Source organism: Saccharobesus litoralis (assembly GCF_003063625.1).
Lineage (GTDB): Bacteria > Pseudomonadota > Gammaproteobacteria > Enterobacterales > Alteromonadaceae > Saccharobesus > Saccharobesus litoralis.
This window is the reverse complement of the sequence record NZ_CP026604.1, coordinates 4,636,070-4,660,106: the sequence shown is the minus strand read 5'-3', so window position 1 is coordinate 4,660,106 and position 24,037 is coordinate 4,636,070. Positions and strand designations below refer to the sequence as shown.

General features: G+C 41.9%; 18 protein-coding genes. 8 read left to right on the top strand and 10 right to left on the bottom strand.

The features are described from left to right. Positions 1-40: 40 nt before the first annotated feature. The 4 genes from ligA to adk all read left to right on the top strand — a co-directional run bounded on the left by ligA (position 41) and on the right by adk (position 5,880). Positions 41-2,080 carry an NAD-dependent DNA ligase LigA gene (ligA, locus tag C2869_RS17410; RefSeq protein ID WP_108604154.1) on the top strand — a complete coding sequence of 680 codons (2,040 nt, stop codon included), beginning with the start codon at positions 41-43 and terminating at the stop codon, positions 2,078-2,080. 96 nt (positions 2,081-2,176) lie between these two features. Next, the gene (murI, locus tag C2869_RS17405; protein ID WP_159084219.1) at positions 2,177-2,974 is read left to right on the top strand and encodes a glutamate racemase; all 798 of its coding nucleotides are present in this window, start codon (positions 2,177-2,179) and stop codon (positions 2,972-2,974) included. 160 nt (positions 2,975-3,134) lie between these two features. Beyond that, positions 3,135-5,066 (top strand): molecular chaperone HtpG, encoded by a 1,932-nt coding sequence (gene htpG, locus C2869_RS17400; RefSeq protein WP_108604152.1) that lies wholly within the window; start codon positions 3,135-3,137, stop codon positions 5,064-5,066. A gap of 169 nt (positions 5,067-5,235) precedes the next feature. After that, positions 5,236-5,880, top strand: a complete 645-nt coding sequence (gene adk / locus C2869_RS17395; RefSeq protein ID WP_108605108.1) for an adenylate kinase — start codon at positions 5,236-5,238, stop codon at positions 5,878-5,880. A gap of 123 nt (positions 5,881-6,003) precedes the next feature. On the opposite strand, the gene C2869_RS17390 is transcribed toward adk, so the two are convergent. The 3 genes from C2869_RS17390 to C2869_RS17380 all read right to left on the bottom strand — a co-directional run bounded on the left by C2869_RS17390 (position 6,004) and on the right by C2869_RS17380 (position 10,852). Then, on the bottom strand, positions 6,004-6,492 hold the full coding sequence (locus C2869_RS17390) for a DUF6491 family protein (RefSeq protein WP_108604151.1): 489 nt from the start codon (positions 6,490-6,492) through the stop codon (positions 6,004-6,006). 203 nt (positions 6,493-6,695) lie between these two features. Continuing rightward, the gene (locus tag C2869_RS17385) at positions 6,696-9,500 is read right to left on the bottom strand and encodes a bifunctional acetate--CoA ligase family protein/GNAT family N-acetyltransferase (protein WP_108604150.1); all 2,805 of its coding nucleotides are present in this window, start codon (positions 9,498-9,500) and stop codon (positions 6,696-6,698) included. 47 nt (positions 9,501-9,547) lie between these two features. Further along, complete coding sequence (locus tag C2869_RS17380) at positions 9,548-10,852, bottom strand: alkaline phosphatase (protein WP_159084218.1); 1,305 nt, start codon at positions 10,850-10,852, stop codon at positions 9,548-9,550. Positions 10,853-11,109: 257 nt separating this feature from the next. Here C2869_RS17380 and C2869_RS22700 point away from each other — a divergent pair, with 257 nt between their 5' ends. Further along, positions 11,110-11,247 carry a hypothetical protein gene (locus tag C2869_RS22700; protein WP_199915587.1) on the top strand — a complete coding sequence of 46 codons (138 nt, stop codon included), beginning with the start codon at positions 11,110-11,112 and terminating at the stop codon, positions 11,245-11,247. 598 nt (positions 11,248-11,845) lie between these two features. Here the strand turns inward: C2869_RS22700 and C2869_RS17375 are convergent. The 6 genes from C2869_RS17375 to smrA form a co-directional block, all read right to left on the bottom strand. Further along, positions 11,846-12,490: a response regulator gene (locus C2869_RS17375; RefSeq protein WP_108604148.1), complete on the bottom strand. Its 645-nt coding sequence runs from the start codon at positions 12,488-12,490 to the stop codon at positions 11,846-11,848. Between the two features lie 9 nt (positions 12,491-12,499). Further along, positions 12,500-14,662 carry a sensor histidine kinase gene (locus C2869_RS17370; protein ID WP_108604147.1) on the bottom strand — a complete coding sequence of 721 codons (2,163 nt, stop codon included), beginning with the start codon at positions 14,660-14,662 and terminating at the stop codon, positions 12,500-12,502. 163 nt (positions 14,663-14,825) lie between these two features. Then, positions 14,826-15,935: a glycoside hydrolase family protein gene (locus C2869_RS17365; protein ID WP_108604146.1), complete on the bottom strand. Its 1,110-nt coding sequence runs from the start codon at positions 15,933-15,935 to the stop codon at positions 14,826-14,828. 159 nt (positions 15,936-16,094) lie between these two features. Then, complete coding sequence (locus C2869_RS17360) at positions 16,095-17,435, bottom strand: NTP/NDP exchange transporter (RefSeq protein WP_108604145.1); 1,341 nt, start codon at positions 17,433-17,435, stop codon at positions 16,095-16,097. A gap of 5 nt (positions 17,436-17,440) precedes the next feature. Next, a complete protein-coding gene (locus tag C2869_RS17355; RefSeq protein ID WP_108604144.1) occupies positions 17,441-18,256 on the bottom strand; it encodes an SDR family oxidoreductase in 816 nt (271 codons plus the stop codon). Between the two features lie 232 nt (positions 18,257-18,488). After that, positions 18,489-19,067 carry a DNA endonuclease SmrA gene (gene smrA / locus C2869_RS17350; RefSeq protein ID WP_108604143.1) on the bottom strand — a complete coding sequence of 193 codons (579 nt, stop codon included), beginning with the start codon at positions 19,065-19,067 and terminating at the stop codon, positions 18,489-18,491. Positions 19,068-19,195: 128 nt separating this feature from the next. Between smrA and C2869_RS17345 the strand changes: the two genes are divergently transcribed. Then, positions 19,196-19,954, top strand: a complete 759-nt coding sequence (locus C2869_RS17345; RefSeq protein ID WP_108605107.1) for a sulfite exporter TauE/SafE family protein — start codon at positions 19,196-19,198, stop codon at positions 19,952-19,954. A gap of 122 nt (positions 19,955-20,076) precedes the next feature. Continuing rightward, positions 20,077-20,247 carry a hypothetical protein gene (locus C2869_RS22510; RefSeq protein ID WP_159084217.1) on the top strand — a complete coding sequence of 57 codons (171 nt, stop codon included), beginning with the start codon at positions 20,077-20,079 and terminating at the stop codon, positions 20,245-20,247. Between the two features lie 202 nt (positions 20,248-20,449). On the opposite strand, the gene mnmC is transcribed toward C2869_RS22510, so the two are convergent. Beyond that, positions 20,450-22,462, bottom strand: coding sequence for a bifunctional tRNA (5-methylaminomethyl-2-thiouridine)(34)-methyltransferase MnmD/FAD-dependent 5-carboxymethylaminomethyl-2-thiouridine(34) oxidoreductase MnmC (mnmC, locus tag C2869_RS17340; RefSeq protein ID WP_159084216.1), 2,013 nt, complete (start codon positions 22,460-22,462; stop codon positions 20,450-20,452). Between the two features lie 319 nt (positions 22,463-22,781). Between mnmC and fabB the strand changes: the two genes are divergently transcribed. Then, the gene (fabB, locus tag C2869_RS17335; RefSeq protein ID WP_108604141.1) at positions 22,782-23,993 is read left to right on the top strand and encodes a beta-ketoacyl-ACP synthase I; all 1,212 of its coding nucleotides are present in this window, start codon (positions 22,782-22,784) and stop codon (positions 23,991-23,993) included. The last annotated feature ends 44 nt before the right edge of the window (positions 23,994-24,037 follow it).

Here is a 24,037-nt window from a genome sequence, read left to right as displayed (position 1 = left end):
ATCACAGTATCGATTTTTAATCTAAACAGTAATATTTATTATGGCCGAACTTATTCAGCAGCAAATCCAACAACTCGTTAAAACCTTGAATGATTATAACTACCAGTATTATGTATTGGATAATCCAAGTGTTCCCGATGCTGAATACGATAGGTTGATGCGTGAATTAAAACAGTTGGAGAGTCAATATCCAGATTGGGTTCAGGCGGATTCACCCAGTAATAAGGTCGGTGGCCAAGCATTAAAAGCCTTTACCCAAGTTGAGCATAAATTACCTATGCTATCTTTGGAGAACGCGTTTTCTGCTGAAGACATGCTGGCTTTCAATCAACGTTTGTTGGATAGGTTAACCACCGTCAGTCAAGTGGCTTTTTGTTGTGAACCTAAGTTAGATGGCTTAGCCGTGTCTCTTATGTATGAAAATGGCTTGTTGGTTCAAGCGGCTACGCGGGGTGACGGTAAAATTGGTGAAGACATTACCGAGAATGTTAAAACGATCCGCAGTATTCCTCTGTCATTACGTGGTGAGCTGAATGTCGATTTTCCGCAAGTATTAGAAGTGCGCGGCGAAGTGTTTATGCCAAAGCAAGGTTTTGCCAGCCTTAATCAAAACCAAAAAGCGTCGGGACAAAAGCAATTTGCGAATCCGCGCAATGCTGCAGCCGGTAGTTTACGTCAGCTAGATTCTAAAATAACGGCATCGCGACCTTTGGCATTTTATGCCTACTCAATTGGTTATGTTGAAGACGTTAATGGTTTGATGTCGCAGTCGCATTATGGCCGTATGGAGCAGTTAAAGGCATTTGGCTTGCCGATGAACCCGGAAGTGCGCAAAGTCCAAGGGGGTGAGGCATGTGATGATTACTATGAAACAATAGCAGCCAAGCGCGACAACTTAAGTTACGAAATTGACGGTATTGTTTTTAAAGTTGACGATATTGCACAACAACAACAATTGGGTTTTGTTGCTAAAGCGCCGCGTTGGGCTATCGCGCGAAAATTCCCTGCACAAGAAGAAATCACAATACTGAATGATGTCGAGTTCCAAGTGGGTCGTACGGGCGCTGTTACACCCGTTGCGCGTTTAGAACCGGTATTTGTTGGTGGTGTCACAGTTTCGAATGCGACTTTACACAACGCAGACGAAATAGCCCGCTTGGCGGTTAAAATTGGCGATAGTGTGGTGATACGCCGTGCAGGTGACGTGATCCCACAAATTGTTTCTGTCGTGAAAGAACGTCGACCTGACGATGCTAAAGAAATTGAATACCCGACAAGCTGTCCGGTTTGTGATTCTGCTTTACAGCAAGTTGAAGGTGAGGCGGTTATTCGCTGTTCTGCAGGCTTGTATTGCCAAGCTCAGTTAAAAGAGTCGCTTAAGCATTTTGTATCGCGCAAAGCCTTTAATATAGATGGCTTAGGTGACAAGCTAATTGATGCTTTAGTTGATAAAGCCATGGTTAAAACGCCGGCAGACTTGTTTACCCTTGAACAGTTTGATGTTGCTTGTATGGATCGTATGGGGCAAAAGTCAGCGGCTAAATTGATACAAGCATTAGCCGACGGTAAAAAAACGACGTTACCAAAGTTTATTTACTCACTCGGTATTCGTGAGGTGGGTGAAGCAACAGCCCTTAATTTGGCGCAACACTTTCTTACGTTAGGCGCGATTCAAGCTGCCAATGAAGAGCAATTGCTTGAAGTTAGTGACGTGGGGGAAGTGGTTGCTGCGCATGTCGTTAAGTTTTTTAAAGAGCCATATAATCAGGAAGTAGTTAGCGCGTTGTTAGATTTAGGTATTCATTGGCCTGCAATTGAAAAACCAAATGAGGCCGATTTAATATTAGAAGGGCAAACTTTCGTATTAACAGGGACTTTGTCTAGCATGGGGCGTAACGATGCTAAAGCGATACTACAAGGCTTAGGTGCCAAAGTTTCGGGTAGTGTTTCTGCCAAAACCGATTGCTTAGTGGCGGGTGAAAAGGCAGGTTCTAAATTAACTAAAGCTCAATCGTTAGGCGTTAAGGTATGGACAGAAGACGATATGTTAGCCTTCTTTAATGACAATAATGTTGGTTAATCCTTGTAGGTCGGCCGAAAATAGTTCCGGACATAATCGGCACTTCCTACATCCTTGTAGGTCGTCGCTTGCGGCGACAATCGTTTTTTGATGAACATGACTAACAAGCAACCCATAGGTGTATTTGATTCAGGCATTGGTGGTTTATCCGTTTTGCGAGAACTGACGGATTTACTGCCTCAGCAAGACTTTATTTATGTCTCAGATAGCCAATATGCCCCCTATGGTTTAAAAACCACCGAGCAAGTTTGGCAGCGCTGTTGCGTTATCGTTGACTTTTTACTTAAGCAAAAGGTCCAAGCTATTGTGATTGCCTGCAATACGGCTACAGTGGCTGTCATTGACCGTTTGCGCCTAACCTACGACATTCCCTTTGTTGGAATTGAACCTGCGGTTAAACCGGCACTTAATGACTTGGCGCGGCCACATGTGGCGGTATTAGCAACCCACAACACCATTAACAGCAATCGATTAAATAAATTAGTCGCTAGCTACAGTCAGCAGCATTCACAAGTGAGTTATTTGGTGTGCAATGGCTGGGTTGAATTAGTCGAGCAAGGGGTTGATAAATCAGTATCGAGTCGTATTGTTAAATCGACCTTGCAAAGTTTGATTGTCGATAAGCCAGATACTTTGGTATTAGCTTGTACGCATTATCCATTCTTACAAAATGAAATTGCGGCGTGCTTTGATTATCCGGTGCATATTATCGAGCCGGGTAAAGCCGTGGCTAAGCGCGTTCAAGACTTGTTAAAAATTACCGCGGATCCTGTAAACCAAACAGAAGGCGAGGTGACTTATTTTACCTCGGGTAGTGTTGAATTAACCCAGCGTAATATTGCTCGACTGTTAGGGAAAGACAGTCAGGTACACACCTTAAACCAATTCGGTTAACCAGTAATTTTTAAATCCAGTTCGTTCTCGCTTGGATCTTTTTTTAATTTTTGCCTTGAATCTTTTTTCTTTATCCCCATTTTTCATTGCAACAGCGACATAATCGTCGCAAACGCATAATTTATTTTTTCTAATATCGCATCTAGGAGAACGACTTAAGATGTCTGAAGCAGCTCAAAAAGAAACGCTTGGTTTTCAAACCGAAGTAAAGCAACTACTTCAACTTATGATCCACTCACTGTATTCAAACAAAGAAATTTTCTTACGTGAGTTAGTATCAAACGCATCAGATGCCGCCGATAAATTACGCTTCAAGGCGTTAGAAAATAACGATTTATATGAAAATGACGGTGACCTGCGCGTTCGTGTATCAGTAAACAAAGACGCGCGTACCATTACGATCGCTGATAATGGTATTGGTATGACACGTGAAGACGTGATCAATAACCTAGGGACAATTGCTAAGTCAGGTACAGCTGATTTCTTCAGTAAATTATCCGGTGACCAAGCCAAAGATTCACAATTAATTGGTCAATTTGGTGTTGGTTTTTATTCAGCTTTCATCGTAGCTGACGAAGTCGTGGTTAAAACGCGTGCCGCAGGTGTCGATGCTAGCCAAGGTGTTGAATGGACATCAAAAGGCGAAGGCGATTTCACCATTGCTGATATTGAAGTACCACAGCGCGGTACGGAAATTATTTTACACTTACGTGAAGACGAAGATGAGTTTTTAGATGATTGGAAAGTGCGTAGTACTATCACGCGTTATTCTGATCACATCAACATTCCTGTGCAAATGTTCAAAGAAGAAGTGCCAGCGGTAACTGACGAAGAGGGTAATGAAAGCTCGCCAGCAGAGCCAGCTAAGTGGGAAGCTATCAACAAAGGCACGGCACTTTGGACATGCGAAAAAGCAGATATTAGTGAAGACGAATACAAAGAGTTTTATAAGACAGTTGCCCACGACTTTGATGATCCATTAACTTGGAGCCATAGCAAAGTTGAAGGTAAAACTGAATATACGAGCTTGTTGTATATTCCTAAGCGTGCGCCATTTAACATGTGGGACCGTGATACTAAGAATGGTATTAAATTGTACGTTCAGCGCGTTTTCATTATGGATGACGCTGAAAAATTCTTACCAAGTTACTTACGTTTTGTAAAAGGTTTAGTTGATTCTAATGATTTACCATTAAATGTTTCGCGTGAAATTTTACAAGATAATAAGATCACGCAAAGCATTCGCTCGGGTAATACTAAGAAGATCTTATCGTTATTAGACCGTATGGCTAAGAACGAAGAAAAAGCACAAGAGTATGCAACCTTCTGGAAAGAGTTTGGTAACGTATTAAAAGAAGGTCCAGCTGAAGACTTTGCGAATAAAGAAAAGATCGCCAAGTTATTCCGTTTTGCTTCAACGCACAACGATACTGCTGAGCAATCGGTTGGCTTAGACGCTTACATTGAGCGTATGAAAGAAGGCCAAGATAAGATTTACTATATTACGGCTGATAGCTTTGATGCGGCGAAAAACAGCCCGCATTTAGAGATCTTCCGTAAGAAGGGCATTGAAGTCTTATTGATGTCAGATCGCATTGATGAGTGGTTGATGTCGCATCTAACTGAGTATAGCGAAAAGCAATTCCAGTCTGTTGCTAAAGCCAATGTTGATTTATCTGACTTAGATGATGAAGAAACGAAGAAAGAGCAAGAAGAAACGGAAAAAGAATTTTCTAGCTTTGTAGAGCGTGCTAAAACGGCGTTAGGTGACAAAGTTAAAGACGTTAAAGTTTCTCATCGCTTAACGGAATCGCCAGCGGTTATTACTACTGACGAAAACGACATGAATACGCAAATGGCTAAGTTGTTAGAAGCGGCAGGTCAAGCTGCGCCTGAAACTAAGTACATTTTTGAAGTTAACCCTGAGCATGCATTAGTTAAGCGAGTGGCTGATGAAGCAGACGAAGAAGCGTTTAAAGAGTGGGTTGACGTGTTGTTTTTACAAGCAACATTGGCAGAAAAAGGTAGCTTGGAAGATCCAGCGAGCTTTGTATCACGCTTAAATAAATTATTGTTAAAAGTCACAGCTTAAACGCTCAACTGCCAACAATTATTTGAAAAGGAGCCTAATCGGCTCCTTTTTTGCTTTTATATGGCAAATTAGTTTGTCTTGCAGCCATTCAGCGAGCTCTTGTCCTTGTATCTTAGTTATCTAACGTGTAAATTGGCGGCAGTTTAAATTCATGATACAAGAGGCGATTATGCGCATTATATTATTAGGCGCGCCGGGTGCGGGTAAAGGTACTCAGGCTCAATTCTTAATGCAAAAGTATGGCATTCCACAGATCTCTACTGGTGATATGCTACGAGCTGCCATTAAAGCGGGAACCGAGTTAGGTTTAGCCGCAAAACAAGTTATCGATGCGGGTAACTTGGTTTCTGATGATATCATCATAGGTTTAGTTAAAGAGCGTATTGCCCAAGACGATTGTGCAAAAGGTTTTTTACTTGATGGTTTTCCACGCACCATCCCACAAGCTGATGCTATGGTCGAAAACGGTGTCGACATTGACGCTGTATTAGAATTCGATGTTGCTGATGAAGTGATTGTTGAGCGTATGAGTGGCCGTCGTCAACATCCTGCATCTGGACGTGTTTATCACGTTGTTTACAATCCGCCAAAAGTGGAAGGTAAAGATGATGAAACAGGTGAAGACTTAGTCACGCGTGAAGATGATAAACCTGAAACTGTGCGTAAGCGTTTAGGTGTTTATCACGAGCAAACAGCGCCGTTAATCAACTACTATTCAGCTATGGCTGAAAAAGGCCAAACTAAGTACTTTAAATTAGACGGTACTCAGCCGGTTGAGCAAGTTAGCGCTAAATTAGCTGAATTGTTAGGTTAATTTTTCCAGTCATTTTGACTTTGGCAAATTAATAGACCAATTAAAAAATTTAAAACGGCTCGCTAGGCGAGCCGTTTTTGATCCTGCTTAAACCTTTCCTTTACGTTTTTTAAACGATTTAACTTACGCAGACTGGTTAGTGTGTTCTGGCTTATTTGTTTGTTTTTGCTCAGCCGCTTTTTTAAGTTGCTCGCGCTCTAGCTCTGCTTTATCTACGGCTTGGTGGGCTGCTTTGCGATCATCAAATTTGAATACTTGCTTGACCAAACATTTTTCATCACTAGTCAGTATTTTATCCGAGCGCCCGCCACATATTTGATAGCTGCGTGAATCAAAGCCTACTTGAAATGCGGTATCTAACGAATAACAACTCCATAATGTGGTCATGACAAAATAACCATCGCCCATCGTATCGACAAATAAAGCCCTGTCGTTAAGCGCACCAAAGCCGCGAATATCGCCTTTATCGACACAAGCCCTGCCGTCTTGTCCGGTTTGATTGGCCAACGTAGCACTTAAATCAGGAATAGAAACCGTATTTTCATCGGTTAATTCACAGCCGGCTAAGCTGGCGGCCGCAATGGCGACAATCATTAGGTTAGAGCGTTTCATGATAAGCATTCACTGTATTTTTAAAGCGTATAATTGAAGTGTAACTGGCCTAGCAAAAAATTGCACAATGCAATGCGGTGAATTTACAAATTGTTACGTATTGTTAGCTTATTTAGCTGATTAAAAAAAGTATCCATTGTGGGCCGAATTGATTTCGGCTAACACAAGTTATGTCTAAAGCTTGCTCGCTCAACTCGCTAACGTTAAAGCATCAGGACCATAGAGATTTCGCCAGCGTCGAAGTCTCTGGTTACAGTAAAGCCCATTGATTTTGCTAATCCTGCCATCTGATGGTTGTCTAACATGGTGACGCCTTTTAGTGTTTTGATCTGTTTAGATTGGCAATAATCAATCAATAGTTGCATTAAAGATTTGCTTAATCCAAGGCCTTGAAAGTTCTGCTGAATGACAATGGCAAATTCAGCCATTGATTTATTTGTGGCATTGTCATTGGCAAATTGCGCGCGTACTACACCTAACGTTGTTGGATTAGCGGGTGTATTGGTAGTCGCAATAAAGGCTATTTCTTGGTCATAGTCGAGTTGCGTCAAGCGTGCTAAAGCAAAATGATCCAGTTTAGGGATATTGCCAAAGTAACGTTTATACCTATCCTCGTTGCTCATGTGTTGATCGAAAATGCGATGAGCCGGCTCATCTTCGGCTCTAATCGGCCGGATAATAATGTCTTGCTGATTGGGTAGTTTAATTTTCCTTTGCCATTGGCTAGGGTAAGGTTGTATCGCTAAATGTGCGTGTTGCTGATTATCGAGTTTCGGTTCGTTGATTTGTATATTTACGTCGAGCACTAACATGGCGGATTTGTCCGCGACTAGAGGGTTTATATCTAGTGTAGTGATTGAAGGTTGGTCAATAATAAATTGACTCAACTGACATAAAAACAAAGCTAAACTGTGCCTATCTATAGGATAAACGCTGTGGTGATCACGTAGCTTACCTTGCTCAAACGCTTGGTTAATAAAGTTATGGGCTAGGGCGCTATTTAAAGGTGGCAAAGCGGCTATTGCATCTCGGTGCAGTTGCCATTCGTATGCTCCTTGTCCTAGATAAATTACACTACCCAATGTGTTATCGCGTTTAACTAAGATGCGAATTTCATGACTGCTTACGCGGTTCAACATTTTTTGCACAATAAAGCCATGTTCTGTGGTGTTTTTTGTTGGGTGGGCTTGTAATTGTTGCATCATCTTTTCGCCAGCATTTATCACTTGCATTGCGTTTTGTAAATCGAGTTGTACACCGCCGTATTGCGCTTTATAGGGCATACTTTGTGGATTATTCACTTTTAACGCGACAGGGTAGCCCAGAGCTTCGGCTTTATCAGCCGCGTTGATAATGGTGTCTGCGAATAAACAAGGAACGGATTGCATTCCGTAACAAGCCAGCATGGCTGAGCAATCCAAAGGGTTTAAAGCGTTATTCGTTTTATTTTGTTGCCAAGCTTGCGTGAGTATTTTTTCAGCTTTGTTTGGCTCATATTGAATATCTGTTGGTATCGCTTCTGGTGTCTGTTGCAACATGACTTGGTTTTCAATATAGCTTTGCATTTGCATAAAAGCGCTAACAGCATTTTCAGGCGTACGAAAGGCGCTAATATTGGCATTCGCAAAAATCGTTCGACAAGCCAAATTAGAGGTTTCACCTAGCCAGTTCACCATTAAGTTTGCTTTGCCTTTGCTAGATACAAACCAATCGGCTACGGCTTGGGCTAATACTTGGTTGTTAACTTGGTATTGAGGACTGTGGATCAGTAACACTGTCGCTTGAGGTTGCAAGCTATGTATTTCTTTGAGCAGAGATATATAGTCTTTGGGTTGTGTAGCGGCCTTTAATATAATTGGATTAGAGGCTAAGCGTATGCTGGGGTGATTGGCCAATGATTGAGTTAAAGGGCTATTTAAATCGGCTAAGCCTGATTTTTCATATTGTGGGTGTTGTTGATTCAGCGCCGTCATCGCTAGTTCGGCAACACCCCAGCCGTTGCTAATGATGAGTAATGGCTTATTGTGTTGTTGACCATGTGCTTGAAGTGATGGGCGCTTACCATGAGCAAGTCTTTCTGCGTAAGTTAATAACGCTTGTAAGTTATTAAACGACAGCATGCCTGCGCGTTTCACTGCTGCGTCAAAGGCTAATGGATCAACATTTGAATTATCAGGGTGGACATTGTGTATCGTGTTATAGGAGATTGGTTGAGCTTGCATTGCGCGTGTTTTTAGCACTAACACGGGTTTAGCAAATGCAGCAGTACGAGCAGCCGACATAAATTTGCGGCCATTGTCAATTGAACGTAAACACAGCAGAATGGTTTGGGTTTTACTATCTTGACTTAAATGCGCTAGCACTTCACTTAGGCTTAAATCACAGCTTTGCCCTAAATTGATAAAATGGGAGAAACCGATCTGCCGATTGACTGCCCAATCTAATAAGCCACTCGAAATGGAGTTAGATTGACTGATCACCGCAATATTACCAACTTTAATTGAGTTTGGCGCGAAACCAAGATTGAGACGTTGCCATGGCGCTAACCAACCTGTACTACAAGGACCGAGTATTCTAAGATTTTGAAAGCCTTTTGCAGATTTGCTATTAGCACTTAACTTAGGTGTAACCTTGAACTCATTACTGACATTGGAGCTGTTATTAGGGCTGACATTTGGGCTAATATCATGCGGGGGATTATGAGTGATTATGGCAAGAGAACAGGCCATCTTGTCGAGTTGGGTTAAGGTGGTATTTAGGTTTTGCTGTTCTTGTGCTTGATGGTCGTTGCAGATAATGGCGATGTCAGGCGAGCTTGGTAAGTTTGATAAATTAGCAAAGCAAGCCATGGTTTGAACAACTTTGAAGTTGGGGTTAATGGGATAAACCACACCTTTAAAGCCGTATTCTCTAATATTATATAAAACATGATAGCCGCTATGTTGCGGATCATTAGATGCACCGATAACGGCAATCGATTTGGCTGAAAGTAGGGTACGAAACCACATAGTGCGCTCCTGACGCTAACATGCCCCTTACCCTATGCTATTTTCGTTTACTGCTTAACGAACTGGATCAACTTTTTAGCAATATCTGTGTTATCCATAAATCCTGTAAAATGCTCAGAGCCAGTACCGTAACTGAACACTTGCACATCGGTTGCGCTGTGGCCTGTGGTTGAAAAACCCGTATTGGACTTTTTGTTGATCAATTTAGTAATGTGTAAAGCAAAGGGTTCGGTTGCCAAATGGGAGTAGCTTTGCGCTTGAGCTATTTCTTGTTCGCTATAGGTAAAAGGGGTGTGCTGAGATAATAGCGTGGCTAAATCGTTTCCTTGTTTCACTTTTGCGGCCATCGTTTTTGTTGTCATGCTAATTTTAGCCACCTCATCGACTTTCCAAAGGTATTTTCCTTGTGAAGCCAATGCTAAACCGCCGGTTTCATGATCCGCTGTAATGACAATGAGCGTATCGTCGCGTTGACTGGCAAATTGATACGCCGTATCGATTGCATTGGCAAAATCTGCCATTTCAGCCAGTAGACAGGCAATATCGTTTTGATGACCACACCAGTCAATTTGGCTACCTTCAACTAACAATACGAACCCTTGTTCGCTATTTTTGAGTAAATTAAGTGCGGTATCTGTCATTTGACTTAAGCGCTGCGTATCGGAATCTAGTGCACTGGGAAAGCCAATCGAATGAAAAATACCTAATGCCGGTTTGGTTAATTGCGCTAATTGCGCCATGTTATCTGTATAGCTATAACCTTTGGCTTGTAATTCAGCGATCAAATCTCGGTCGCTGCGTTTCATAAAAAATTTACCACCACCTAAAATCACATCAACGATAGGTTGTTTTGAGGTTTGATTATCGACTAGCCAATTGGCAATTTCATTTTTTTGTTTGCGCCGTTGTTGATGCGAGTAAAAACTGGCGGGGGTGGCATGCGCAATATCAGAGGTAACGGCTAAGCCAGTTTGTTTGTTGTGCTGTTTAGCGATTTCAAATAAGGTTGTTAAATGGTTCTGTTGCTTGTCTACTGCAATGGCACCATTGTAAGTTTTTATGCCTGTCGCTAAAGCGGTTGCCGCTGCTGCGGAATCGGTAACTAAGGTATTGTCGGCGGGAAAAGTGGATGCTGTGCCGAGTTTGAATTTATCAAATACCGTTTGGGTGCTACCTGACTTATGTTCGGTTAGGTAACGATAAGCACTTATGTGAGTTGGCCCCATGCCGTCACCAATAATTAATATGATATTTTTTGGTGCTTTATTAACCGAATGTGAAGAGTTTATGTTGCCACAACTGGTTAATAGAAATAGGCCGATTAAGCAAATTAACCTACGACTTTTTGACATTTTCTTACCTTTTTGTCGTAAAAAATTCATTTTATGGTGAACTTATTACACCTTTATTTAGTCGAAAGTATATCGAGTTTATTCAAGGAAAGATAACTCGTTAATTTTTTTGCAATTTATAAATATTGTGCTTGTTATCGATTAAAAATCGCTCTATTATTGTGCAATCGCATGTTGGTAATTAACTTTCAGTCATTTACCGGTAAGTGGTGTAATTGATAAAAACAATAACAAAATCTAAAAGTTGGTAATGACCCATGAATAAGGCCTCACAGGGTATAAACTTAACGGTTGTTGCTATTGCAGTAGTTGTTATGGCTGTTTCAGCTTTTTTTAACACTGCGACAGCCGAGCTCAATGAAGAGCCAACAATTGTTGAAAAAAAAGACGCTTAACAGATTAACAGATTAATAGATTTATGAATCATGGATCTACAAAAAACCCGCTTAATAGCGGGTTTTTTATTGCCAGCAATATTGTTCTTTAGGTTGTAGTGGTTGGGAATGCCATTAATTATAAAAGTGTTATAGTCAAAGCGATCAGGTTTTAGGGGCAGGTTTCTAGTTCCAGACGAAACCTAAGTACCTATACCCCTGTCTCTTCTACACAAATGTTAATTATCTCAAGTTAACCTAAAGTCGAAGAAAAATGCGGGTTAGTAGGTAGTATTTAGTGGTTAAAAAAGTACCGTCTTTCCTGCGTATGCACAGCTATCGCATCCATGCTATCGCTAAGTACCTGCATCCATGCAGGCAGGAACCCAGTGTCTTTTGCTTAAACTAGACTATGTTTATCCAACAAAAGTCGCTGGATCCCCGCATGCGCGAGGATGACGAGTGTATTTTCCTAAGCCTCGGTGATAAAACTTCACCCTCATTGACCGAAAAAAGCGCTTCTGAAACTTGTGTAGAAGAGGCAGACTTACATCCATGTAAGCAAAGTCGAGAGTAAGTGCAGACAATGAACCATAAAGCCTGAGCGAGAAGACTATAGTTACTTTATAATGCCACTGCGTAACGCCTTAGCCACCGCGCCAGATTGAGACTGCACTTCTAGCTTAGCGTATATTCTGGCTAAATAAGTTGAAACCGTACTTTGTGAAATGGCTAAACTGCGGGAAATTTCTTTAACACTTTGCCCCAAGGATAATTTTTCTAATACCTCTATTTCTCGCGTGGCTAATTTATAATCTTCGCTAGTCACAGGCTTTTGAATATTATCGAGTACCACTTTGGCTATTTCTGGGCTGAGCACCGAGCCGCCTTTTATGACTTCTTGTAAGCCCTTGACAATTTCAGGGCCACTGGCCGATTTTAACAAGTAGCCAGCTGCACCGGCTTCTAACGCTTCTAGTACTTTGCCTTTTTCACTAAATACCGTTAATACAACCACGATAATGTCGGGTGCTATTTCGCTCAGTTTTTTAATGCCTTCAACCCCGCCCATTCTAGGTAAACCTAAATCCATCAGGATCAAGTCCGGTCGAGTGGCAGGCTCGTCATCTAACGTCGTGAAAAATTCAATACAGGATGGAAAAGCACGGCAAGAATTTATAGCGTCTGCGCGACTTAAAACGCGCTCTAAGGTACGTCTATAAGTCGCGTCATCTTCTACAATCCATACGTTAATTGGTGTCATAAAAAACCTCTACTCGTTTGACGTCTGATAGCCGTGTTCAGGTTCTTGCGACAGCTGGCTGAGTGCTATCTGTAATCTAATACAGGTTCCCTGATGGGGAACGGATTGGATCGCTACCTTGGCTTGCATTTCTTCGGCTCTAGCGACTAAGTTATTTAATCCCCAGCCTGAGGTTACATGGTGAGGTTCAAAACCACAGCCATCATCTTTAACCTCTAGTGCCAAGGTCGTTGCATCAATATTGATGCTTATTGTCAGGTGACTGGCATTAGCATGACGCGCACAGTTGTGAATAACCTCTTTGAAAAACAGCGTTAAGTGGCGTTTTACAGCCAAAGAGACTTTAATATTCGGCACTTGTTCGGGCTGTATTACCGTTATGGCGACACCACGTAAAATACGCTCAGCTCGGTTAGTTAATGAAGATAATAATGAACTTAATAAAATCGATTTATCGTCTCCGTTCCACACAACTTCTCTTAAAGAGGCATTAGCCTCTCTCGCCATAAGGGATAAGTCGTTTAGATCGTCTGCGATTTCGGGGCTGACTTTAGCACTGGCTAACTCGTCAGCTAACAGGGTGATACTGCCTAAACTGCTGCCAACTTCATCATGTAAATCGCGGTTGATCCTATTACCTTGTTTAACTAGTAAATGTTGGCGGTGCGAACGTTGTAGTAAGACAAATGCACCAACCAGTATGAGTAGTGAAATAACAATACTGACAATAATGAAGCGAGAAACTAACCATTCCCAATACTCATGCGCCAAGGTTAGCTCGTTATTAACTAACTTAAGTTGCTCATCTAGCGGGCGGCGTTGAGCCAAGCCCATTATCCAATCACGCTCTGCCACAATGCGTCGTCCCCAACTATAGCCGTCTAACAATCTGTCTAATTGCTGCAGGTAGGGCGAGGCGATACCATTGGCAACTATTTCACTATTGCTAACGAATTCGCCTTTGGCGTCGTATACGGCGATTTCGCCTAATCCTAATATTCGTTGACCATTTAACTGCTGCAATTGGTCCATTGTAATGCGAATAAATTGTAAGGTTTGGGCTTTTAAGCTGACAGTAAACAAAGTACCAAATTTGTCGCCTTTTGAATCAGGGTTGATTAGCTTGGCTTGCTTAAAATCGGCATTGTCGGCCACTTCAACGCGAATATTTTCCGGAAATCCAAAATCAGGCAACATAATGTTACCCCTAGGCTTAGCAGGCCAAAAATCGATTCTGCTTATATCACGAGGACGGTTTAAACGAATAATAAACTCAATGCGTGATGCTAAATCTTGCTGGCTGGGGACGATCAGTAAATCTTGACGATCCACTTCTTGTTCTTGAATGGGAAAGCCCAAACCGGTGTCTAAATCAGTTAAAAAATGTGGGTGCCATTTGGCGGTTTGGTTATAACTGCTTGATGTATCTATTTGGGTTGTATTGGCGCGCGCGACGTTTTCGATTAATCCATTTTTTTCATCATGCGCCCAGATAAATACTTCCCCTAGGGCAAAATGAGGTTGTTTTTTGCCATCGATTAAACTTGGGGCGCTAATTCTAATGCGCTTAAAGGATTGATCTATGCTGTTAAAAAACACCGGGTATGAACCTGGGTTAGGGAAGTCTTTATCTAGCCAGTTGACGATTTCGATCCATTTATTAGTGTCAGTAGATTCACCTTCTACTTTAAAGCGCTTAGGAAACGCGTAGGAGCCACCATAAGGACGAAGTGGATTAAACGCCGGCACCAAGGCGATGGATTGAATTGGATAAGCGCGCTCAAGTGTAAAATTGATTTGATGATCCACCGGTGCGCTGTGGTCGATGTTTAAAGTAAGAGAAGAATGATAGCCCAAACGATTGTCTGAAATAATAGGGCAGTGACGGGGTAACTGAGCGATATTGGCTTTTAATTGTTCGCGCAGTTGCTCTAATTGTTTAATACGTGTGACGGGCCAGCTTGATAAATTTAATTTAGATTGCGCTTGCTGGTGTCGGTACTCGTCAATATTTTTAGGATCAACCGCGTTAGCTGCGACAACGTTAGTAGCAATTGCATTAGGTTGTACAACATCTGGGCTAATTCCATTTTCAGCGTTAACATTAACTGTTGCATAGGTATACAAGCTAGCGAGTAGTAAAACAAAAATGAACAACTTTTTCGCTAGCATGGTATTACCTTTTTAATCTTAATTTGCTCGTAATAAGCTTGATTTTGCAGGTGAGCGATTAAGCTGGCAAATCGAGTCATCCATTACATGATGACTCGATAAAGGCTACAGGTGCTTAACCGTAAATCACCGACTTATAACGCTTTTACTGTTATTGCTACTGTTATTGCTTTAAGGGAATAAACAGTGAATGGGTGTCGCCGTCTGGCATTTTAATACCCGCTGTCATCACTAACGGCTTACCATTTTCATGGTAAATCGTTGGGCGCTCATAGCGATGCACTTTAACTGTTTTACCCTCAGTCGTTTTATACGATTTATCTGAAACCTTGTAGTGTTTAGCTCGTTGCCAATTTAAGCCGTCTTCTGAGGTGATCATTCCCATATAGCCAAAGGCATGGTATAGCGAATAGTAGCGTTTACGCTCAGCATCGTACCACACTTCAGGATCTTCAGAATTGTAGTCTTTGATCACAGGTTTTTCTTGCATTTTCCATGGCCCTAAGGGGTGATCAGCTAATAAAACCGCTTGCATACGAATAATTTCGTTTTTCGGTTGGTCGGGTTGATCACCACGCACAACCATCAAATAACCGCCGTCAGGACGCTGGGTTACCGTCGTGTTGTTGACTATGTTAGCAATAGGAAATTCAGGTTCAATTAACGGTTTGTCAAAACGCTGCCAAGGGCCTTCAATACTGTCGGCAACCGCGACGCCAATACGCTGATTTAAACGCATCATGCCACGTAAATTATCTGGCTTCCAACGTGAGCGACGCACTTCTTCTAGTTGTTCTGGGGTTAAGTCCATATCACCTGAATTAGTCGACATGTAATACAAGTAGTACTTGCCTTCAAATTTATAAATTTTATGGCAATGCACAGTGTATTGATCCCAGTAGCCGTCACCACGGCCTTCCATTACTACTTCAACATGTTTCCAAGGACCTGTTGGGCTATCTGACACGGCGCGAGATACGCGACCGTCGGTTAACCAAGAAAAAAAGCCATGTTTGCGAGGCATTTGCGCATAAAACAAATGGTATTTACCGTCTTCACCTTTAACCATGCTTGAACCCCAGTTAAAGAATTCTTTATCGTAAAAGATGTTTTCTTGGGCAACAGGCTGCATCACGCCAGATAAGTTAAAATCGTCGGTATCTTGTTTTACATCGCTAGGGTTAGCTGAGCAAGCCATTAACAAGGCTGCGCTTGATAAGCCTAACACTAGGTTGCGAGTTTTCGCTAAACGAGTTTTGAAATTTTTTTTCATATTATTGTCCCGAATAATGAGTAATATAGTCTTCTCGCTCAGGTCTTATGGTTCATTGTCTGCGCTTACTCACCCCAATCACATAATAGAGCATATGCTCATGGGGATTCGAAGCTTGACGGCTTCCCCTAAAACCTGATCGCTTTGACTATAGGTGGTTTAACTTGTTGATTTACAAGGCTTGAGTTCGGCACTGGCCGCTTGCTCGGATGCCTCTTGCTGCTCTGCGTTGTCGTGCTTTCTGCCGATAAACATGCCAGTTAGCCCCCAAAGAATGGCGACAACCGCGCCAGCAATAATTTTTTCGGCCATGCTAAAACCAAGATAGCCGTCGCCAATAAAGGCAATTGTCCAGATCCAGAACACATCGCCGCCACGGTAAACTGCGATATCGATAATGGGTTTGGTTTTAAAGCGGGCTTCGCGGTCGACTCCAGTAAATAAGACTTCTCTGGCTGGTCGCACAATGGCGTAGTTACCTGCACGACGTAACACCACTAAAATCAATACAAACAACACAACCGGATTGGCGCTGAGTAATAGCATTAGTCCCGCAATGGCGAAGGGCACAAAAGATAAGCTAAAAGATATTCCTAGCTTTTGAAAAATGCGGTTAGATACAAACAAGCCAATCAGAATAGTCAGGGTATTGGTGATCAACTCTAAACCGCCGAGCATTTGTTTACGCTCTGCACGGCTAAATTCGGCTAACACATCACTTTGCGTGGTGTAGAAAAACGCGCTAACACCAGTCAGTAAAAAGATAAAACTAGCGATCCCCATCAGTTTCTTGTGCGACAGTAACTGACTTAAGCCAGAAAACGGATTGGTTTGTAGCGGTTCGCTATCGGTAATACGTTGTTCTGCGGCATCAAAGTGTTTATTCAGTAAGGCAATAATAGGTAAGCTGATCAACAAAATGCTGCTGGTGACTAGCAAGGCATTTTCTATGCTAATTGCTTCAGCTAATACAATCACGATCAGTGGTCCTAAAATTGCGCCAGCACTGGCGCCAGTATTAATAAAACTGAACACGCGTTTGCTTTGTGATTTGGAATAATGTTGCGAAATAAAACTCCAAAAAACCGAGATATGAAACAAGCTAAAGACACTGGTCCACACGTAGAACACTTTACCGAGTAACGATACATCTACCCCCAGTTTAAACGCGGCGTAAATCGCCATGAAGCTGATGGCAAATGCGAAAAATACCCGAGGGACGAGTTTACGCACCGAAATATGAGATGAAAAATAGTTGTAGATCATCACCGCGAGCGTGGCAAAAATAAAGGTGTACGTCCATTGCACGGCACGGCTTACGTCGCCCCAGTCACTGGGCAAGGCATCTCTTACCGGTTTTAAAATCATGTAAGAGGTCATTAATAAAAAGATGAATAAAAATGCCAGCAGTGCGGCTTTAATTTCTTCTGGCTCAATTTGAGTTAAGCGACAGAAAAAATTATTGTGCGATGTTTGCTTGTTAGTTGTTGAATTTGACATAAGGCTTACCACTTAACCGAACGGCCGGAATAAGTGACAAAGGTGCCGGTATTTTCAATAGTCAGGCTTTCAATCACTTTTTTAGCTTGCGCCATCGACACTTCTGGTTCAAGGCGGGCACCTTCACCACCTGTTCTGGTTTTGTTCCAACCTGGTGCGAGTGAGATAACCGTAATATTGTCGGCTTTTAAGTCTTTAGCGAGCTCATTGGTTAGTTTGTTTAAAGCGGTTTTTGAAGTGTCGTAGGCATAAATGGCATGAGTACCTTTACGGTCGACAATGCCGCCTTGTGAAGAGGTATTAACTAATTTTTTAACACTGGCTTTAGACAGTAATAGGTTAGGGTAGAGTGCTTTGGCGACTAAAACGGGGCCGACTGTATTAATGTTGTAGGTTCTTAAATACTCTTCTCGTGTGGATTTTTTAAATGATTCAATGCCTCGCGTATAGTCGTTAACATAACCTGCGTTATTCACAACAATATCAATGGCTACACCTTGTAAGGTTTTTGCCATGGCGGCAATGGACTCATCATCTGTTACATCCAATTGCACAACTTGTGCGCCAGCCGCTTTCAGGTCTGTGGCTTTGTGAGGTTTACGGGCCGTACCAATGACTTTGTAACCGTCGGCAATGAAATGGCGAGATAAGGCTAAACCTAAGCCACGGTTAGCACCCGTAATCAGCACAGTGCCTTTTGACTGGCTAGTTGACTGTGTATTGGCTTGTGTACTGGATTGTGTCGTAACCGCACTGCATGCCACCGAAGAATTAAAGCACAGCAGTAAGAAGCAGAGTTTTATTAATTGATTTTTTAGCATGATGTTTTTATTTACCCGTTTTTAGCAAGAGAGTTGAGTTGCTAAAAAGTATACTGATTGTTAACAATTTGAATAGTCGGGTAAATCAATGACAAAAGTGCTAGATCATATTTAACTCTTTATTGTCGTAGTGGGTATGTCGCAGTGAGTATGGCTTAGGGTGTGTATGACGTAGTATGTAGGGCGTAGGGTTGCTAGCCGAAATTATTTCGGCTAGTTGAACATTTTTGCTTTAAGCTAACCGCCGTGCGTGGCGTTCGCGGTTTTCACGCTTTTTCTCTTCACTTTTTTTCAATAACACATAGGTTGCGCCGTAGCCACCATGGGCTTTAATTGCACTGTGAAAAGCCAATACACAATCCAATTCTTGCAACCATTTGTTGATATGGCTTTTTAAAATAGCCGGATAAGGTTTACTGTCTTTACCTATGCCATGCACGAGATTGATCGTACGTATGTTACGTTTGTAGCAGTCTTGAACAAAGTTAAAAATTTCGCGCCGAGCTTCTTTAACAGAGTGATGGTGCAGATTAAGATTGGTTTCGATTTGATATTGGCCTAAACGCAGTTTTTTAAATACTCCTTCTTGTACGCCATCTTTTTTATAGGCCAGTACATCATAGGGATCGACAGGCTCGACATATTCCGTAGATAGGTTGTTAGGATCGTCCAATAATTCTTGTTCGGCGGCTTCTCTACGTGCCAGTTGGGCTAGCGAAGGTTTGTCTTTAACTTTAGCGACAGACTTTTCTTGCGATATTGGCTTTACATCGGCCATTTCCTGCATAAATAAATCAAGTTCGTCTTTCATTGTTGACCCATGCAAAAACCTATAATGTGTTATTAATAAGGCTTTTATGTTGTAAATTCAATGCCGGTAAGCCTGATCCGCCGTATAATGCGCTGCATTACCCTAATACGCCGTTGGGCAAGGACAGTATGTTCGAACAAATCCTGCTATTTTTTATTAGTTTAATTGCCAATACGTTATCGTCATTAGCTGGCGGTGGCGCTGGCTTATTGCAATTACCAGCATTAATTTTTCTTGGGTTACCTTTTGGTATTGCGCTAGCAACCCACAAAATTGCGTCTGTGGCTTTAGGCTTAGGCGCATCAATCAAACATCTAAAAAATGGTGGCTACCGATGGCAACTCGTTACCATTATGATCGCCGGTGCGTTACCTGGCGTGGTTTTAGGTGCCAATGTTATTCTGCAAATTCCTGAAAAAATCGCCATGGTGTCGTTGGGCATTTTGACGATAGGTTTGGGCATATATTCCATTCTTAAACCCGATTTGGGTATGAAAGAGAATATGCGTAATTTGGATTTACGCGGTTATTTACTTGGTGCCTTAGGTTTATTCGTTATTGGTGTACTTAATGGATCGCTTACATCGGGCACTGGGTTATTTGTCACCATGTGGTTAATTGGCTGGTTTGGTATGAGTTACACCAGAGCGGTATCATACACTTTAGTGATGGTTGGCGTGTTATGGAATGGAGCCGGTGCTATTACCTTGGCTATTATTCATCAAGTTAAGTGGGAATGGTTATTGGTTTTATTGGCCGGTTCTTTCATTGGTGGCTATTTGGGTGCTTATTTGGCTTTAGCAAAAGGCAACATTTTGGTAAAACGCAGTTTTGAAACCATGACAATTTTGTCTGGTATAGGTTTGTTTATTAAAGCATTTAACTAACAAAGTAATCAAAACAGGCCGTTAATTTTAAAAATAAATTAAAAAAGTTTAATTTTTAGCTAAAGCATTTGTATCGCTCTCCGATACATAAAGTAACTTAACTGGGGTAGCGGAGAGCAACAATGTTTGACAAACCGATTCAGCTAGACGGCACGGATTTCAAGGCGCCTGACATGCCCCCTACAGAAGATGTCGCATTAGAATCTGTGATTGGTATTCTTAAATCGTTAGACAAAAACGTTGAAGAATTAAAAGCAATTTATCAGTTTAACGACATTAATCGCATTAGATAGTTTCAACCCCTCGAAACACCAAGTTTTAAAAGTTTACAGCAACGAATATCTCCTGAAAATCGGCACCCCCTCGGTTCTTCGGAACCTGCCGATTGCCAGGCCCCTCATTTAAATATCTTATAATATTCCAAAAGAACTCAGTTTTTCAGAACCGCTCAATTTTTAATTCCGTAAATGCAGCGATAAAACCAACTCTTCGACACTAGATCTCGCGGCGAATTAATTTCTTCACCACAAAGCGATTTGGGTTTAATGCGTCACTAATATTTTGCGCGACGGGCAATACTTCTTGGTTGATCATACTGGCCAAATATTCCGCTAAAAAAGGCGCTGTACTTAAGCCACGTGATGCTAAACCGGTTAAGCAATATAAATTATCGTAAGTATTGGCTGGCAATGTTACTTTTTGGCCTTTCCATAAATCATGGTGACTGGCGGCTAATGTTTTTTGATCAAACAAAGCGCCGACAACAGGAATATGATCTTGCGTGCAAGTACGGATCGATGCTCGCTGATTTACAATATGCTCTGGCGTAAACTCAATGCCTGACTGGGCTAAAAATTGGCTTTGTTGGGCTAGATTGGCTTCGTCTTCTTGTTGGCTGACAGCAATACTGTCATTGTCTTTAATAAAACTTGCCCCCGCACAATGTTTCTGGCTAAAAGCTGGCGTTAAATAGCCTTTATGGCAGATAACACTTTTTAATTTAGCTAATTCGCTGTGGCTGGCAAGCTCGGTAACTTGACCACGTACTGGGTGAACCTCAACCCCTTGTGCCTGTTCAAAGTCTTGAATGGCATGGCCACAGGCTAAAATCACTATGTTAGCGTCAACGGTATGGCCATTATTTAGAGTTAGCTGCCAATGGTTGTTTTCTTGCTGTAATGTGGTGACTTGGGTATTTTCGTGCAACACCAGTTGTTGCTTGGCAACGAGTTGTTCGGCTAGCGCCTTGATATAAGAAACAGGATTAAGCCAAGCGCCGTTAGGGTAATACCAAGCAGGGCTGTTGATATTGATACCGGCTATGTCATTAGCTTGCTCAGTCGATACAGCGTGGACTAGGGTTTCTGGCCAGTTTTGTTCATCAACTAATTGCTGTAAGCGCCGTTGTCGGTCGGCATTAAAGGCCAATTGTAATACGCCACAAGTCGCAAAACCAAAATCAAGTGTGGTTTGCATATGGGAATAATGACGTTGGCTAAATTCAAAGGCTTTAATATGTAATTCTGAAAGTGGATTGTGTTGCAATTGAACTAAGGGATAAACAGCGCCTTGATGATTGCCTGAAGCTGCATCTGCTAAATGACTTTGGGTATAAATGCTGACCTGATAACCACGTTGCGCTAACGCATAGGCACTACTAATGGCGGAAATGCCACCGCCTATGATAGCCACTTGTTTTTCGTCAGGTTGCCTGTTGGTATGTGCCGCTGGTGTTGGAAATAATAACTGGCTGCGGTTTAGCGCTAAATTTGGTTTTTGTTGCATAACACCGGCAACCATTTCACGTTTGCGGCCAAACCCAGGTAACTTATACGCGTTAAAACCCTGTTGCATTAAGCCGCGCCGCACAAAACCGGCGGCGGTAAATGTCGCAAAGCTGCCAGATTGTTTGGTTAAGCGAGCAATTTGATAAAATAGCTCGTCACTCCACATATCTGGGTTTTTGCTTGGTGCAAAACCATCTAAAAACCAAGCGTCGACAACCCCGATGCCGCGATCATTTATTTGTGGTGTTGAATCGAGTACATCGCCAAACCATAAATCTAAGCTGATCGCCGTATCTATCTGTAGTCTGTGTACCCCTTGAATGAGAGAAGGGTAGTTAGCCAGTAATTGCACTGCCCATGGCTTAACCGTTGACCATTGGCTTAGAGATTCAGCTAACGCGGCTTGGGTTAGCGGGAATTTTTCAAAGCTAATAAAGTGTAGGCGTTTTAACGTATGTTCTGGGTTTTGCTGTCGAAACTCGTGGAATGATTGGCATACCGCCAAAAAGTTTAACCCTGTACCAAAACCGGTTTCGGCAATCACAAACTGCTCTTGCTCAAAAGCCAACCATCGCGTTTGTAATTGATTACCCTGTTGAAACACGTAATAGGATTCAGTTAAGCCATCTTCACGCGAATAATAAATATCATCAAACTGATTAGAAATAGGGGTACCTGATTCATTAAAGTGAATATCGGCGGCTTGGATGGATTGGCTCAACTGAATGTCTCAAACATGAAATAAAGGCTGGTTATTTTAAGGAAAACCTAGGCTTTGACCAAGCTTGTTTTGTTATAAAATTTAAATAAGTGAACACTTGTAAGCTGAAATATAAAAAAAATAAAAGCTTAAAATATGTGCTAAATGTCTGATCTTAATTAAAAAAAATGCAGTAACTGCTTATACCAGTAGCGATGAGGTGATCAGCTTTATTGTTTTATGTGTTTGCTTAACTCATAATATGCGCCAATTAAATTAGAACGAGCTGGATCCGAGTTATTTAGCTCTTTATCAAAATAAAAATTCTGTGAGGATATAAATGAAAAGAGCTGTTATCACCGGCTTAGGTATCGTTTCAAGTATTGGTAACAATGCTGAAGAAGTTAAAGCTTCATTGGAAGCGGGTCGCTCTGGTATCACCAAGTCGGATCAATTTGTTGAAGCAGGCTTACGTAGCCAAGTTTGGGGCGATTTAAAAATCGATACCAAAGAGCATATTGATCGTAAGCAAATTCGTTTTATGGGTGATGCAGCTGCTTACGCTTATATCTCTATGGAGCAAGCTATTGCAGATTCAGGCTTAACGCCTGAGCAAGTGTCTAATCCGCGTACTGGTTTAGTTGTCGGTTCTGGTGGTGCTTCATCAGAAAATCAAATTGATGCTGAGCGTATTCTTCGCGAGAAAGGTGTAAAGCGTATTGGTCCATATATGGTTCCACGTACTATGTCTTCTACCGCTTCTGCTTGTTTGGCGACACCGTTCAAAATTAAAGGTGTTAACTATTCAATCAGTTCAGCGTGTGCAACTTCAGCACACTGTATTGGTCATGCTTGGGAACAAATTCAATTAGGCAAACAAGACGTTGTTTTTGCTGGTGGCGGTGAAGAGCTGCACTACACATTGACCATGATGTTTGATGCCATGGGTGCATTATCAACTAAGTATAACGAAACGCCTGAAAAAGCATCACGTACCTACGATGCAGATCGTGATGGTTTTGTTATCTCTGGCGGCGGCGGTATCGTTGTTGTTGAAGAGTTAGAACACGCGTTAGCGCGTGGCGCGAAAATCTACGGCGAGATCGTAGGTTATGGTGCAACATCAGACGGTTACGACATGGTTGCACCTAGTGGTGAAGGTGCTATCCGTTGTATGCAACAAGCCATGGAAAACGTTGATTCAATCGATTACGTCAATACGCACGGTACTTCAACGCCTGTCGGTGATGTTAAAGAATTAGAAGCTATCCAAACTGTATTTGCTGATACTAAACCAGCAATCAGTGCAACTAAAGCCATGACAGGTCACGCACTAGGTGCGGCAGGTGTACATGAAGCTATCTACAGCTTACTTATGCTTGAAAACGGCTTTATTGCCCCATCAATTAATATTGATACTTTGGATGAAAAAGCCGAAGGCTTAGATATTGTGACTGAAAAACGCGATGCTGAATTAACCACTGTTATGTCAAACAGCTTCGGTTTTGGTGGGACTAATGCCACTTTAGTCTTCAAAAAATACCAAAGCTAAATAGTCTGATTCAATAATTAGAATTTTGAGAATACCTCGCTTGT

Bases quoted from the DNA above. Each gene is read 5' to 3' on its own strand.
- ligA (WP_108604154.1), top strand. From the start codon at position 41: ATGGCCGAACTTATTCAGCAGCAAATCCAACAACTCGTTAAAACCTTG.
- murI (WP_159084219.1), top strand. From the start codon at position 2,177: ATGACTAACAAGCAACCCATAGGTGTATTTGATTCAGGCATTGGTGGT.
- htpG (WP_108604152.1), top strand. From the start codon at position 3,135: ATGTCTGAAGCAGCTCAAAAAGAAACGCTTGGTTTTCAAACCGAAGTA.
- adk (WP_108605108.1), top strand. From the start codon at position 5,236: ATGCGCATTATATTATTAGGCGCGCCGGGTGCGGGTAAAGGTACTCAG.
- C2869_RS17390 (WP_108604151.1), bottom strand. From the start codon at position 6,492: ATGAAACGCTCTAACCTAATGATTGTCGCCATTGCGGCCGCCAGCTTA.
- C2869_RS17385 (WP_108604150.1), bottom strand. From the start codon at position 9,500: ATGTGGTTTCGTACCCTACTTTCAGCCAAATCGATTGCCGTTATCGGT.
- C2869_RS17380 (WP_159084218.1), bottom strand. From the start codon at position 10,852: ATGTCAAAAAGTCGTAGGTTAATTTGCTTAATCGGCCTATTTCTATTA.
- C2869_RS22700 (WP_199915587.1), top strand. From the start codon at position 11,110: ATGAATAAGGCCTCACAGGGTATAAACTTAACGGTTGTTGCTATTGCA.
- C2869_RS17375 (WP_108604148.1), bottom strand. From the start codon at position 12,490: ATGACACCAATTAACGTATGGATTGTAGAAGATGACGCGACTTATAGA.
- C2869_RS17370 (WP_108604147.1), bottom strand. From the start codon at position 14,662: ATGCTAGCGAAAAAGTTGTTCATTTTTGTTTTACTACTCGCTAGCTTG.
- C2869_RS17365 (WP_108604146.1), bottom strand. From the start codon at position 15,935: ATGAAAAAAAATTTCAAAACTCGTTTAGCGAAAACTCGCAACCTAGTG.
- C2869_RS17360 (WP_108604145.1), bottom strand. From the start codon at position 17,435: ATGTCAAATTCAACAACTAACAAGCAAACATCGCACAATAATTTTTTC.
- C2869_RS17355 (WP_108604144.1), bottom strand. From the start codon at position 18,256: ATGCTAAAAAATCAATTAATAAAACTCTGCTTCTTACTGCTGTGCTTT.
- smrA (WP_108604143.1), bottom strand. From the start codon at position 19,067: ATGAAAGACGAACTTGATTTATTTATGCAGGAAATGGCCGATGTAAAG.
- C2869_RS17345 (WP_108605107.1), top strand. From the start codon at position 19,196: ATGTTCGAACAAATCCTGCTATTTTTTATTAGTTTAATTGCCAATACG.
- C2869_RS22510 (WP_159084217.1), top strand. From the start codon at position 20,077: ATGTTTGACAAACCGATTCAGCTAGACGGCACGGATTTCAAGGCGCCT.
- fabB (WP_108604141.1), top strand. From the start codon at position 22,782: ATGAAAAGAGCTGTTATCACCGGCTTAGGTATCGTTTCAAGTATTGGT.